Source organism: Natronococcus pandeyae (genome assembly GCF_008122205.1).
Classification (GTDB): domain Archaea; phylum Halobacteriota; class Halobacteria; order Halobacteriales; family Natrialbaceae; genus Natronococcus; species Natronococcus pandeyae.
Genome location: NZ_PHNJ01000011.1, coordinates 95,723 through 108,738, shown reverse-complemented (window position 1 = coordinate 108,738; position 13,016 = coordinate 95,723). Strand labels below are relative to the sequence as shown.

Below are 13,016 nucleotides of genomic sequence, written 5' to 3'. Positions count from 1 at the left end.
TCACAGGGATTGCTATCAGCGCTATAATCGGGTCGGAAAAATACGCTACAAGCCAAACGATTCCCAGTGGAATGGCGACATAATTCGCAGAAAAGAGGCTCAGAGAGATGAGGCCGACAATGACATTCTTGAGTTGGTGTACGCTATCCATCTTCCATTAGTTATTTTTGGTTGCTGAATTCGTCTGTCCAATCGTCCAGTGTCTGTTGATTTGATCCTGTGTCCGGTGATGGGTCTATGTCGACAGTGTTGTTGCTGGCTTCGGCTGTCCCGGCGCTGCTCGGTCGTTGAGTAGACTGTGTGTTTGTCGACGTGTCGATAACGGGATTTTCCCGATATCGTTCTAACCCGGCCTCTGCCCACTCGAGCGGGGATTGGTGAAGATTTCGAGGTGCGTAGTTGGCACCAGCTTTCACGTCCTGAACTACGCGCTTTCCGCTTCTTTTCGCACCAGACCCTATTTCTTTTCCTCCGCTAACAAATCTATCCGGGACTTTCGACGAGGCTGCACCCCCGACTGCTGCTTTCGTTCGGCCTGCTCGTGTTCCTACTCTGCTGGCAGCAGCAGTTCCCCGCCCTCCAGTTATCTTACTGTCAGCCCTCCTGAGCCCTCTCCCCCCTCCATACCTCGCCTGCTCCAGCAGCGCGGTACGTCGCGATTTCCCACCCGATGAATTCGTTGAAGAGGATTGACTTTGAGAACTCGAGCTACTCTTCGCGCTACTCCGTCCACTGAGGCCTCTCGGTGACATTCCGGCCATCATGGCTGCTTTCAGTCCGACGAGTGCGGGGGCGAGCAGCCCGATTAGCCAGAAGAGCATTGCCTCGAGGAGTTCGCCAAACTCTGCATCACTTGCTTGCTCGCCCTCGGTGGGAATATCCGAATACGCGCCGACGGCTGCCGCACCTGTCTGTAGCAGGCCGGCCATAATGATCCCTGCGAGCAGCATGTACGCTGTCGCCCGCAGGATCGTTTTTGCAATCGCCGAGCTGTGGCGGAGTGGGCCGAAATCTAGGTAGAGCATGGCCCCAAGAACGGGCAGCAGGATGAACGTCGCATTAAAGAGGAACTCGCGGAACACGAAGACACCGAGGGCGAGCAAAATGCCTGCGACGGATACGAGGCTGAGGATGAGTCCGCCCATAACCGCACCAGCGCCCGCAGCAGCTGCCCCATCGAACCCAGCCTCGAGGATTTGGGGTCCGAACGCAGCGCCGTATTCGTCTGTATAGACATGCAGAATAATCGCGTTCGTAAGGAGCAGGCCAAAGTGCATGATCTGGCGGGCAACGGCCACGAAAATGATCACCTTCAGCGTTTTCCAAACCAGCATGAAGTTCGTCACCTCGCGCTGATCGGCGAACGGCTTGGAAGCGACTCCGGCCATGAAGACGATTACCAGGAGTTGGGGGAAGATATCCAGATTATGCTGGAAGGCAGACTGCATCGCAGGATCGCTATAGGGGCTGTCGAAGATGATGAACGAAAGGAGGCCGCCAGCAATGAGGTCACTAATGAACCCGAGGATGCCAGTCAGAATGTAAATGAAGAAGTCAGCGACCCAGTCCGTGTAGAACGCGACGATGATACCCAGAGTGCCGTCAACTGGAAGGGCCGCGATGCTCTTCTGGACCGACACCAGTGTCGTGGGTCCGATGCTTTCTGTGATGCCATCGATCGAAATGGGCAGTCTAGAACTGATCATGAGTCTGATGGAGTCTCTGTCGTCGGCGTGGGAGCCGTGGAGGGGATGTTCAGTCTCGCTGTGCTGGATCGCTCGAGAATCACTTGTCTGCACCCCGCATATACGCAAACGGCAGGTAGAAGATGACAAACGCGATAATCGAGACGAACGCCCCAGCGAAGCTCAGCAGTAGCTGATAGATGTTGAACGGCTCTGGCTGGAAGGCGATCTGCGTCTGTGTCGAACTGTAATAGATCCCCTCCGCAGCGTTGGTCACGCCCGTGAACGAGGCGGTGACGAAGAGATCACGCCGTTCGACGATTGCAACGCCATCAGAATCGGTTGTGACCTGCCCCTGGGCAGCGCCTTGGAGCCAGAGTGCCTCGCCGGCAAGCGGCTGGCTGGTGTTTCCATCGAGCAGTTGGATTCGTGCATGAGTGTCGTTGAGGGTCGTCGCCTCGAGCTGAACGTCGCGCTCTTGGACGGTTTGTGTCGAGAGTGGAATCGAATCGTTGTGGATATCGCGGACCTCTGTGACTGGCTGCTCTGCGTTCTCGACGATGAGCGTCGTATGCCCATGCGGTTCGACTGACGTGAGATTGACGTGCTCATCGAGCGGTGCTGGTTCCGAGTCGAACCTGAAGCTGTTTGAACTGGCGAGTTCTGGTGGAACTGTGGTGCTGGTATTCTGGCCTCGTTGAAACGTAGGGTGCTCTCGCTGTGCGGTGAGTTGCTTCTCGAGGACGTTCGGGAACGGAACGGTTTCGTGGTGTGTCGCTGGCGCTGGTAGCTGTTGCTCGGGTGTCTGGTTTATTGTCGACGGTGTCACCGACGATGTGTCCTCGAGCGCTGGCACCGTCGCGTTGGACTCGGTTTGATCCGGGGGAATCGATATATCAGTTCCTGGCCGATGGCCTCGCGTGGCGTTCTCGTATTGGCGCTGTGAGTAAATCCCCCAGATATTCTCGATCTGCCCAGCATCGTTCTCGAACGTCGCAGTACTCCAGAGTCGTCGATCAGGGAGCGTCTCCGGTCCATCGAACTCGAGGATGATCCGGTCGATCTCCTCCTCTGAACGGACGATCGTCTGGTCGACCGACAGCTCTTGGTTCGTCGTGGCGACAACGGGTGCCTTATCTTGGACCGTGTGGGAGAGTTCGAGCGTCTCGGCATCGGTCGTATTCGTTGGTATCCAGTCGGTCCCTTCACGGACGTAGGTGGTCTCCTGGATTGCAAGCGTCGAGGTGATCGTCGCCTCCACCTCCATCGTTGTCGGCTCGGTCGCGTTCGCGTCGGAGTAAGTGAGTTGGTGGGGCGTCTCTGGGTTGCCACTCCACGATTGGGGTCCGATCTCGAGTGTGCGGTCGACCTCCTGATCGGTGAGTGTGACGTTGAGGCAGGTCCGAGTCTGGTCGGTCGTGGCACAGGTTCCCTCCGGAATGCGAGTCGAGTAATCGAGGTGGGTGAGGACCGTCCCGTCACGGGGCACCAGCAGGAGGTCACTCTCGTTATCGTCTTCATCAGCCGCTTCAGACTCCAGACCGGTCTGTGTCCCTTCTGCTGTGCCAAGGATCGTTACGTGAGCGTCCGTGACAACTGTGCCGTTCGAGCGTTGTGAGTCCGGGAGCCAGAGACTCGTGGACTCGTTGCGCTCGATCGACTGGTACTGCTCGAGACGGTACTCACGCAGTGTCTGCTGGTCCGTGCCGACCCGATACGGGGGTAGCGTCGTCGTATAGTAGAAATCGCGTATTTGACTCAGCTCCGCCATGGAGATATTCTCTGCATTGTCGACATCCTCGAGCTCTGGAAGCACGAACGGTGGGAGTGAGCCAGCCTCTGGATCGGGCTTATCAGAAATGAACACGTCTGTTTCGTTGGCCGTAGTGTCCGAGGCGGATGTCACACCCGCACTGCTACCTGTGAGTGTCAGGAGGGCCACGAGCAGGAGTCCGAGCGACAGGTGCCGTCTGTGCATTCGTAGGGAATGGAGCTGTTGTTAGCGATGAGCCATGGGTCCTGCTGGACGTACTAGTCAGAGGGGGATCCAGGGGAGGAGTAGTCCCGGAGCGAGATCTTCGAAGAGCGTCACGAACACGTTATAACTGACTGAAAGGATGATCATCCCAGCACCGCCCCACATGCCTCGCCAGCCCCACTGGGCACGGCTGGCATTTTTGCGCGAGACGAACCAGGCGGCAGCACCAATAAGGAAGACGATCACACCGATCTGACCCAGTGTGGTTGCGACGAATTGCTCAATCTCTGTCAGGGAACTATTGATCTCGTTTTCTTGTGCCGCGGCGATCCCTGTGCTTGCGATGAACGCGAGCAGGACGACCAGTGCTCGAGCCTCTTTAATCTGATGGCCCATAGTCGTGCTCTTATCCGTTACTATAAATAATTTATTTAAGAAATAGATACTAGTATGTTAATTTACGTTATTGGATCTGTTCTACGGTTTGATTCGAAATACTGCGTGAAGGCATTCAAGAACTAATTCTGTTTGGGAAGATTGTGAGCCGGTTGTCAGGATATAGACGGTAACGACCGACCGCGGCACGAGGGAGTTTCAGTCTCGCTCTCTAAGCCGGTACGAGGTGTCGCTTGCGAACCGTCGAAAACAATGGCGGTCAATGAGATCGACCGGTTCCGTGGTATAAGGAATCTGACAACCATCCTCAACGGCGTCTACAACGGCTCTCTCCCGCCACCGGGCTCTATTTGCGGGTTACCGGGTACTGGCAAGGCCCTCACTGCCACTGCGGGGAGCCTGTTGTACTGGCTGCATGGCCGCCAGACTCCGGGTTAGCCTCGGAGCTCCCGCACCGGAGCGTGCTCAAAAGGTCGTCCAGTCGACGACGGCCACATCGTCCATCCGGTCGAAATGATCCGCGTTCGCGGTGAGCACCGGCAGCTGTTCGGTCAGGGCGGTCGCGCCGACGTAGACGTCGTGGAGATCGTGGAGCGGTTCGCCCCGCACCTGCAGCGTGTGGATGAGATCGGCCGCGGCGCTCGCGATCGCTCGATCGGCGTCAACGATTTCGAACCGGGCGAGCAGGCGCTCGAGGTCGTCGAGCGTCTCCTGTCGGTGGTCCCCCGCCTCGTATCGCTTGTTCACGCCGAGCCGGAGTTCGGTGACGGTCACCGTACTGATCGCGTGGCGACCCTCATCGTCGAGTTTCCCGACGCGGTCGTCGACCCCACCGCGGTCAATATCGACGAGAACCGACGTATCACAGAGTTTCATCGTCAAGGCGCGACAGCGTTCCCTGGCTCAGGCGTTCGACGTCGTCTTTCACGGCCCCCTGGGTGTCGGGATCGAGCACGCCCGCCCCCGTAACGTCGGCGAGCTGGCGGCGCTCCTCGAGGTGGTCCCGGATGACGTCGCTGAAGCTCCGCTCGCCCTTCTCCCGCTTGAGCTCGCGGTAGACGTCGTCCGAGATGGCGATGTTCTTGCTCATGAATAATGTATGGGTACCCATACGCAAAAGCATTCCGTGGCCTAGCTCGCGGTCACCCAGTCCGTCGGTTGGGACGAACCGGCGGCCGAACGATGTCGCGCCCCGTTCGCTCGCCTCCCTAGGGCGGGCCGCGATCCAGAACCGTTATTTGATGAGCTTGTCATTATATGAAGTCAAAGCTGTCCTGCTTGGTCACGCTCATATATAGCCATTAGGCCACCATCAGGGCCCTCGAGAAGGAACGAGCGAAAGAAGAGGCGGCCGCGGACAAGGGGTGCCATCTGTTGGCTTCATGGCCATTTATACGCCGGCTTTCAGTTCCGGTACCGAGTCCGATCTCAAGGGTTTACTTGCCTCGAAAGGGTTCGTCGTCGAACGGCCCGACGATTCGCCCAGGAGTATAGATGCAACACCGTCAACGTCCGAGGTCCACGGTAAAATCAAGTGGAATACTCCGGGGCCGACCCCCGCCCACGACGCCGTGCGGATCGCGTGGGATGACGACCGCCTCGAGGAGGTGCTGGCGGAGGCCAACGAGTCGGCCGCATACGAGTCGCCCGACCTCCCAGCGGAGCCGGTGATCGTCGCCGAGGGGGCGGGCTGGGAGGCGGTCGCGCCGGCCGACCGGGCCGTCGAGGAGCCGATCTATCATCGGTTCGATGCTGAACGACGCGGTTATGAGATTCTGGGGCCGCGCCGTCGTGGGTCTGGGGGACTGACGAGTGGGATCTCGTCACGGTCGATCCCGAGTCGATCCCCGAGGAGGAGCGGCACCGGACGTAGTGCACAGAAAGGAAAGTGGCCCCGCCGTCCGCGCTGGTGGCTCCCTGAAAACTATACTGATCCTAGGATTCACAATATAATACATTTTATCTGGGAGAAGCATCTTGCGATCAGACAGCAATGGGTAACATTATCGTCGAAATTCTGGTTCGCGGCCTCTATAACCTGTTCGGACTGGACTCTCCGTACTCTGCGACGGGGTACGGCCCGAACTGGACGAAACAACGGCGGAAGTGTCTCGAGCGGGACGATTATCAGTGTCGGATTTGTGGCAAGACGGAAACAGAGATCGGCAGGAGACCCGCAGTTCACCACATTACGCCCCGCAGGGAGTTCGCAGCGAGCGAGTGGCACCAGATGAACGCGCTCTCAAATCTGGTGGCACTATGTCCCTCCTGTCATGGAACAGTTGAAGGAAAGTATCAGGACACATCGCCAGAGGAGTTTGTCGCCAAGTCAAGACAGAATTTTTAACTGTATTGTGTAGATATAGGTCGTGTGGATATCACAACACTTGACGTCAGGTGTACGTCATGCGACGAGATCGTCCGGCCGGAAAGACCAAAACACAAACTGCTGTACGCGTTCGGCATTGCTGCGATCTTCGCACTCTTTTTCGGAGTTGGTGTTGGAACAACATTTGGGATCGCGACTGCGGGAATCGGGTTCACCGCAATGCTCCCACTCGGATTGATCGGCGCGTACGTCGGCTACAAACTCGGGACCTGGGTCGCTGGGAAGCGAGACGGTGTGACCTGCCCCGAGTGCGGACAGAAATTCGCCGAACCCAGCCGGATGAGTAAACTGCGTTCGTTGGTCAGTTCCTGATCGGTTAGAAATCGGAGTACTGCACCAATGATTCACCGGCTATCTGCGGGCTAACCAGCAAGAGATGCAATATTGTTAGTAACCTTACTCTCCAGCCAGTGATTCGTCAGTTCTACTTGAAAAACCGACTCCGAGACAGAAACGAAAGTATTCATCGGCGATCGACGAGCGTGCGAACGATCCTCGCAATAAGGTCGTCTCGAGAGACGTCGCCCAACACCGTCTCGAAAAGCTCGGTGTAATGGGCTTGCAGATCCGCAATGATTTCTTCAACGTATTCTTGGAGGCGATCGATCCCATCCCCGAGATCGTCCCGAATGTCCTCGAGCGACAGATCCAGAATCCCCTGCACGAGACTCCGCGAGAGATCGCTCGGGGAGAGGTCGCCGAGCACGGCGGGTTCATCGAACACCTCCCAGGTGGTCTCGACCAGGAAGACGACCGAGTCAACGAAATCAGTAACGTGATCACGGGCGTCGCGCAGCGTGTGCAGCGCCAGGCTGGGAACCCCGTTGAAAAAGTAGTAGAGGTGATGGAGCAGGATGCGGTAGGCCGACCGGTACTCCTTGAACCGGTGCCACAGGAGCCGGCTGTGGAGGCGTCCGGTCGCCTGAAACGCGAAGTTCGCGGAAAACGGCGTCAGCATCAACACCAGCTCTCCGATGAACACGCCCGAGGCGACGTAAAAATCCTCGAGCAGGTCGTCGTCGACGTTATCGGTACCACCCTTGGTGTAGGCGGTTTTGATCGCGCCTGTCGCTTCGCGGACCCCATCGAGGCTAATGAGGATTCCGCCGATCGTCGTCAGTTTGCCGGCGGTGAGCGCCGCCCGGGTGAGCGACCCGGTCGGGAGCCGGACCCCCAGCTCCTGCTCGTACACCTCCGAGACCTTCCGGACGCGGAGTAACTCTCGCTCCCCGACCGCCGTCGAGTCGGTGAGCGCCTCGAGGTCGAGTCCGCCTTCGTCGGGGTCGAAGAGCGCCGCCGTGACCGGCGCGACCTCGAGCGAGACGTCGGTCGCGAACTGGCGTCGGTCGACTCCGAGTCGTGCCTCGGAGATCGCCGCAAACGTCGGCTGCAGCGCCTGTATGGAGTCGTCGATCGGCTGCTCGGCGGGAGTAAATGCAGTCATCCACTTGTTGTGTTCCTGTAATTCACCAATTCTAATAATATCTTCTGGCCAACAGCTTTGTGGCGGGGATGAGTAACCGGCACCGGCGAGATGGATGAGGACTTCACACGGCGGCAGTGGGTGACTGTTGCAGCCGGCGCGACGGGCGGACTCGTACTGGCAGGGCCACGTGTATACGAACGAGGACAGGAGGCGAAAAATCGCGCTCAGGGTGCTGACGCACGGCCGTTCATCGAAACCGCCTGTGAGCATCTCGAGGCGAACTACGACCACCTTTCGAGCGCCTCGCTTGCGTCACCGCGAGATCTGGCGACGCTGGATATCGAGCACCTCGACGAGAATCTGCAGGCCGCCGGCGCGTCGATCGAAGAGGCCCATGATCGCTCCGGAAATCGGTTTCTGAACGACGAAGTCGTCGAAATGCTCACGGCGGTCGAGGACTACAGTCAGGCCCAACGACTGCTTCTTGACGTCCTCGATGCACCGGTCCGTATTGACGACGGAGAACTGACTGACGAGTTTCTCGACGAAGCGTGGCGAGTACTGCGCCACGATGACGACCCGGCCGACGGGTTCGCTGCGCTCGGGCGCGATCCATACGCCCTCGAAACGGTTCGACTACAACTCGACGACGCGATCGAAGCGCTTCGGTTCGACCCGCTCGAAGAGTTTCTCGATCACGCTGCTACGTCGGTGACCGCGATCGTCGACAATGGGCTCGGGGTCATCGCCGAGTTGCGCTCGCTGTATCTCCATCTCCGACTGCACGCCCTGTTGCCAGCGATCGAGGAGACGGTGTTGGCGATCGACGAATCGCTGTCACAGACCGCCACCCCGGCTGACGCCACGCTGGAGAATCAGGGGCGGCTCGATGATCTTCGATACGAGTTGGGCGTGGACGCACGCCACTCGCTTTCGGATGAGCTTGCGGCGTACGAGTTCGGGTCGCAAGCGGTGGCGGCCAGTGAGATCGAGCGCTCCGTCGGTCGATTTCACGACGCGATTCGGTCGTTCGAGAACTCGCTTGGCACGCTGGACGACGGCCACGCGGCGGAAAGCAGTACACAATGGACGGACGGGTTGACGGCGTTGTACCACGCGTCTCGAGAAAATCCGCTTTCTGCGCTCTGAGCGATCGACGGCTCTGTTGAAGCCCTCGATCGGTGATAGGTTTCAGCAGCCGTGTTGACTCGATGGAAATTCTGCTATCCCATGAGAGCATGAAACAAGTATGGGACGCAAGAGACCGAGTTCTATTCCGTGCCCTAAAGCACGTGGGTTGACTGGTCCGTGTGCGTAGGAAGCCGATCCCTGGGCAGTACAGCCCGACTGCCGCTCCCGGTGGCAGTCGGGAAAGCCCGCATAGGTGAATAGAGAGCGCGAATGATGCACGACATCTGGCTCAATCTGTGAAGGTGGTGAGCGCTCAGTTGTGCCCCAAATCCTGCATCGGTCCTTATAAAATGATGTAATATGCATGCCAACGTATGGTAGTGTATGACACGCTCGAACGGGGAGCAGCAAGTCCCGGAGCGCTGGTCGATTCGCTACGTCAGCGACGCGAGAGGGGTGTTGCGGGCCGTGTTCACGAGGGTGGGGTTCGTGATCTCGTTTTTCGGCGGGATCGTCGTGCTCATCTCGGGAATCGCCCTCTGGATGATCGAGCTGGTCGTTCTCGGCGCGATCGCGCTGTGGCTGACGTTCCATCTCGTACCAGCAGGTTACTTTCAGAAACAGTCCAGTCACGAATGATACGTCGATCACGAATGAGCACGACGGGCTGACGGTCGAGGACGCGCGGGCCGAGAGACGGACGCTATCGGTTCACGAGCCACGGCGACGAAAACGGTGCGAAATGTCCATCTTCGGGAGCAAGAACCGAGGCTGGGGCCGTGTGGCAGAGATGCAACTGATCGCGTTGGGTAACAAACGACCCCGTCTTGCTGAACCCATTCTCTGGGCCGTGTTTAGACGCCCCCGAATGGACGAGTCAGGAGTCCCTTTGTCTAACCAGAGGACGGTGGTGACCGTCTTGCGATCCGGTTTCGTATGTAGAAACCAACGCGTGAGAACCGATTGTCGCTGCGTCTAAACACGGCCCATTCTCTGTATTCAGCAGGCAACTCTTGTCATCTGTTGAGGATTTCAACAGAGCCCGATCAGCCGATCTAACGCCAAGAGTTGTATCATGCGCCGGTGGGAAATTCTCGGCAGGTCCACCTCCACGCCGTCCAGTGACAGTTGGTGTCTTCGGACGAACCCTCGTGAGCCGTCTCGAGTCCGGACCGACGACGACCGATCGAGGAAGAGACCCACGAGTAATCGACCCGTTCGGACAACCGCACTCGCTGTGTATCTGGTATGGCCGGGAGAGTGGTGGCTCTCTCGAGCGAGGTTTCGTCCCCGTGGCCAGTCTCAGCCGTGGACGTCAGCCGTCTCCGGGGAACCGGCGGGTGACTCGCCAGGGATTTCGGCGTCGGTCGGCAGTAGAATCCGACGTTCCGTATACGAGAGGCCGTTCTTCCGCTCGCTCTTCTTGCGGACCGCCAGGCGATTTTTCGAGAGATCCAGTAGTGCGTCGATCGTCCGCGAGACGAGCTTCTTCGCATAGGCGTCGCTGACACCCTGCTCTTGCCGGCGGATCCAGTGTTTCAGGTCGCTGGCCTTGACGTACTCGCGGACGGTCTTGCAGCCCTGTCGCCAGGGGTCGTCCCGGACGTCCGGATCGGCCCGTGCTTTCCAGAGCTTTGCGGCGAGACGTGTCGGGAGCGCATTTGTGGTAGAGCGGCGCATCTCGTCGTCCATCCGCGCGAGTTGCTGGATCGGGAGCAGATCGCCGTGGGCGAGCGAGATACTGTCACTGCGGTCGAGTGGGTCCTCGGATTTGGGGAGGCGATAGTACGCCCGCCCGTCGTCTTTCGTGAGTCGTTCGAGGTGGTCGGTCGCGAGCTCGAGCTCACACCGGTCGACGTGCTCTGCACGGAGATGGGCGCCTTTCTCGAGTTCGCGAGCCTGAAGCTCCTCGATGCGCTCTTTGTTCGCGCCGGAACGTTTGCGGGTGGCGTCGGTGGCCGCCTCGAGGCGCGTCGAGGTCCTCGAGATTATTCATCGGACACACCCCGCTCGGAGTGAGTGTCGCGGGCATGTGCAGTCTCACTGGTGAGTGAGACGGTGTCGACGCGTTCGGTCCCGACCTGGCGCCACTGGGATTCGTGCAGTTCGAACTCGGTTCGCCGCCAGCGGTTCTTCGCGGGTTGTGGGTCGAAGACGATCTTTCGGGCTCGGCCCTCTGCAGGCGTCCACTTGACTGCGAAGCCGACGGTCATCGATCCACCCGCTCGAGCAGTTCGCAGTAGGCGCGCTCGAGGTCACCCGGCGTGACCGGACGCTCGAACTCGAGTGTGACCCGGACGGTCGTCTCGTTGTTCATTGCCGGTCACCTCCCGTATGAACCTTGCTTAGGACCCACCGACTCTTGCGCAGCCGATTGCGACGCCTTCGGATATAGTTGGTGTGACGAGAGAATCCCTCGCTGTTTTCGCCAAGAGAGCCATAGTTGTAATTCAGTTGTTCAAGGATGCTGTCGTTCTTTCTGTCCGAAACGGTTTCGTACGTAGTAGTCGTAGCTGACATTGCCTTACTCCAAGGCACGGTCGAACGCGTTCCTGCGCGTCGGCCATTTCTGGACCAATCCCGTGTCTAATCAGTCGTAGCATCTCTCTCGCCTTATTGCTTTGCATTACAAAGTGGAAAGCATAGTATTTTGCAATAGATATTGCAGATGATGTTGTACTATGTTCCATCCATGATTATAGACAGACAAGACATGGTGAATGATCGGTACTCACCAACCGAGAAAGACGAGAAAGTGCTTACTGCACTCAAAAAAGGCCGTGACAGGGGGGAGCCATGGGGGCGTGCAAATCCTCGCTGGCTGATGGACGAAACAGGTCTGTCGAAAAGCAGTGTCGAGTTCTGCCTCCGAAGTCTTCACGATGCAGGCTGGATCCACCGACCATCTCGAGGGTTATACGAACTAGTTGAGGATCCGCGGGAGGAGAGCTCTGACGAATCCTAAGTAGAATCTACTGCTGTGATGGGCCGTTCTCGTCGACGAGGGGATCGAAATCGAGTATACAGAGGGAACCTGTGGATATGCAATCATTGACACGCACGCTGCCAGCACCACGAACGTTGTACTGCGGCGTTCAGGCGTGTCGTACTGATACTCGACTCGTGTCCCGCCTCCTTCGCCGACCCCTGTACAAAATATGCTCAAAATCGTCACTACCAGTGGATTTACCGATCCGACGGAACGCGTAGCCAAAACCGCAGGAATAGATCTTGTCAACGGTAACGCGATCTGTGAGCAGGTCAACAAATTCGAGGTCCACAATATCACTGAGAAGTGTTTCGATTGTAACAGAAGAGAGGGTTTATCAGGGCAAATAATGGCCATTAGATATATCTGAAGTAGGTAAGAATGTCTACCCTGGTGACAATAATTGGGTTACTGTAGTGAATGCGGTGCTGAAGCAGATGTTGACGCAAAATTCTGCCGAGAGTGCGGGACTGAACTCTTGGATAGAAGCCAATCGGAATCGTCTACCATTCCGGATGAAACAGAATCGCTTGATGAAGAATCTAAATCATCTACTAGGGGTGAGCCAGACTCAAGCATCGAGAACGACGAGGAGGGAATCGACACGATATTAGCGGTAGCTTCCGTCGGAATGGGGCTAATCGTTGGAATGTTGGTTGCACTCGCATTTGCTGAGATTGGTGGATCTGCTTTCTGGTTTCTCGTAACTATTGTAGGAGTGAGCTATTATTTGTACTCACGAAAGGAGTCTCCCCGTAGTGCGATTGGAAGCGGGTTGTATATTACTGCAATCTGGCTCATTCTCGCACCGTTATTATTCTACATGGGACTAGCAGGAGGGGCAGATCCTGATACGGCTGCAGGAACGGGACAAGCTGTGGGCAGTATCCTTGGTATGGTTATTTGGGGATTCGTCGGACTATTACTTGCAATCGTTGTCGGAGCGGTTGGATACTTCGTAAATAGAGGTGCAGATTAGTTTTCTAACAACTATGGGTGCTGACTTCTAAAATCATCTAGAC

At 57.6% G+C, this 13,016-nt stretch carries 12 protein-coding genes and 1 pseudogene; 4 read left to right on the top strand and 9 right to left on the bottom strand.

Annotated elements, in window-relative coordinates:
- Window positions 1-161: 161 nt before the first annotated feature.
- The 6 genes from CV102_RS18205 to CV102_RS18180 all read right to left on the bottom strand — a co-directional run bounded on the left by CV102_RS18205 (window position 162) and on the right by CV102_RS18180 (window position 5,801).
- Window positions 162-1,799 carry a hypothetical protein gene (locus tag CV102_RS18205; protein WP_233710735.1) on the bottom strand — a complete coding sequence of 546 codons (1,638 nt, stop codon included), beginning with the start codon at window positions 1,797-1,799 and terminating at the stop codon, window positions 162-164.
- Complete coding sequence (locus tag CV102_RS18200; RefSeq protein WP_233710734.1) at window positions 1,786-3,456, bottom strand: hypothetical protein; 1,671 nt, start codon at window positions 3,454-3,456, stop codon at window positions 1,786-1,788. The genes CV102_RS18205 and CV102_RS18200 overlap by 14 nt, the downstream gene beginning before the upstream one ends.
- 264 nt (window positions 3,457-3,720) lie before the next feature.
- Window positions 3,721-4,059, bottom strand: a complete 339-nt coding sequence (locus tag CV102_RS18195; RefSeq protein WP_148859406.1) for a hypothetical protein — start codon at window positions 4,057-4,059, stop codon at window positions 3,721-3,723.
- Window positions 4,060-4,524: 465 nt separating this feature from the next.
- The gene (locus CV102_RS18190; RefSeq protein WP_148859405.1) at window positions 4,525-4,935 is read right to left on the bottom strand and encodes a type II toxin-antitoxin system VapC family toxin; all 411 of its coding nucleotides are present in this window, start codon (window positions 4,933-4,935) and stop codon (window positions 4,525-4,527) included.
- On the bottom strand, window positions 4,922-5,149 hold the full coding sequence (locus tag CV102_RS18185) for an antitoxin VapB family protein (protein WP_148859404.1): 228 nt from the start codon (window positions 5,147-5,149) through the stop codon (window positions 4,922-4,924). Before CV102_RS18185 ends, CV102_RS18190 begins: the two co-directional genes overlap by 14 nt.
- A 415-nt stretch (window positions 5,150-5,564) precedes the next feature.
- Entirely contained in the window at window positions 5,565-5,801 is a 237-nt protein-coding gene (locus CV102_RS18180; RefSeq protein WP_148859403.1) for a hypothetical protein, read from the bottom strand.
- A gap of 251 nt (window positions 5,802-6,052) precedes the next feature.
- Here CV102_RS18180 and CV102_RS27270 point away from each other — a divergent pair, with 251 nt between their 5' ends.
- Window positions 6,053-6,406, top strand: coding sequence for an HNH endonuclease (locus CV102_RS27270; RefSeq protein ID WP_148859402.1), 354 nt, complete (start codon window positions 6,053-6,055; stop codon window positions 6,404-6,406).
- Between the two features lie 505 nt (window positions 6,407-6,911).
- Here the strand turns inward: CV102_RS27270 and CV102_RS18170 are convergent.
- Complete coding sequence (locus CV102_RS18170) at window positions 6,912-7,892, bottom strand: hypothetical protein (protein WP_148859401.1); 981 nt, start codon at window positions 7,890-7,892, stop codon at window positions 6,912-6,914.
- 90 nt (window positions 7,893-7,982) lie between these two features.
- Here CV102_RS18170 and CV102_RS18165 point away from each other — a divergent pair, with 90 nt between their 5' ends.
- The gene (locus CV102_RS18165; RefSeq protein ID WP_148859400.1) at window positions 7,983-9,023 is read left to right on the top strand and encodes a hypothetical protein; all 1,041 of its coding nucleotides are present in this window, start codon (window positions 7,983-7,985) and stop codon (window positions 9,021-9,023) included.
- Between the two features lie 366 nt (window positions 9,024-9,389).
- Entirely contained in the window at window positions 9,390-9,644 is a 255-nt protein-coding gene (locus tag CV102_RS18160) for a hypothetical protein (RefSeq protein WP_148859399.1), read from the top strand.
- A gap of 663 nt (window positions 9,645-10,307) precedes the next feature.
- Here the strand turns inward: CV102_RS18160 and CV102_RS18155 are convergent.
- Both CV102_RS18155 and CV102_RS18150 read right to left on the bottom strand, forming a co-directional pair.
- Window positions 10,308-10,976, bottom strand: a pseudogene (locus tag CV102_RS18155) (hypothetical protein); the annotation flags it as partial.
- A 17-nt stretch (window positions 10,977-10,993) separates the two neighbouring features.
- Window positions 10,994-11,218 (bottom strand): hypothetical protein, encoded by a 225-nt coding sequence (locus CV102_RS18150; protein WP_148859398.1) that lies wholly within the window; start codon window positions 11,216-11,218, stop codon window positions 10,994-10,996.
- Between the two features lie 1,179 nt (window positions 11,219-12,397).
- Between CV102_RS18150 and CV102_RS18140 the strand changes: the two genes are divergently transcribed.
- Complete coding sequence (locus CV102_RS18140) at window positions 12,398-12,973, top strand: zinc ribbon domain-containing protein (protein ID WP_148859397.1); 576 nt, start codon at window positions 12,398-12,400, stop codon at window positions 12,971-12,973.
- Window positions 12,974-13,016: the final 43 nt, after the last annotated feature.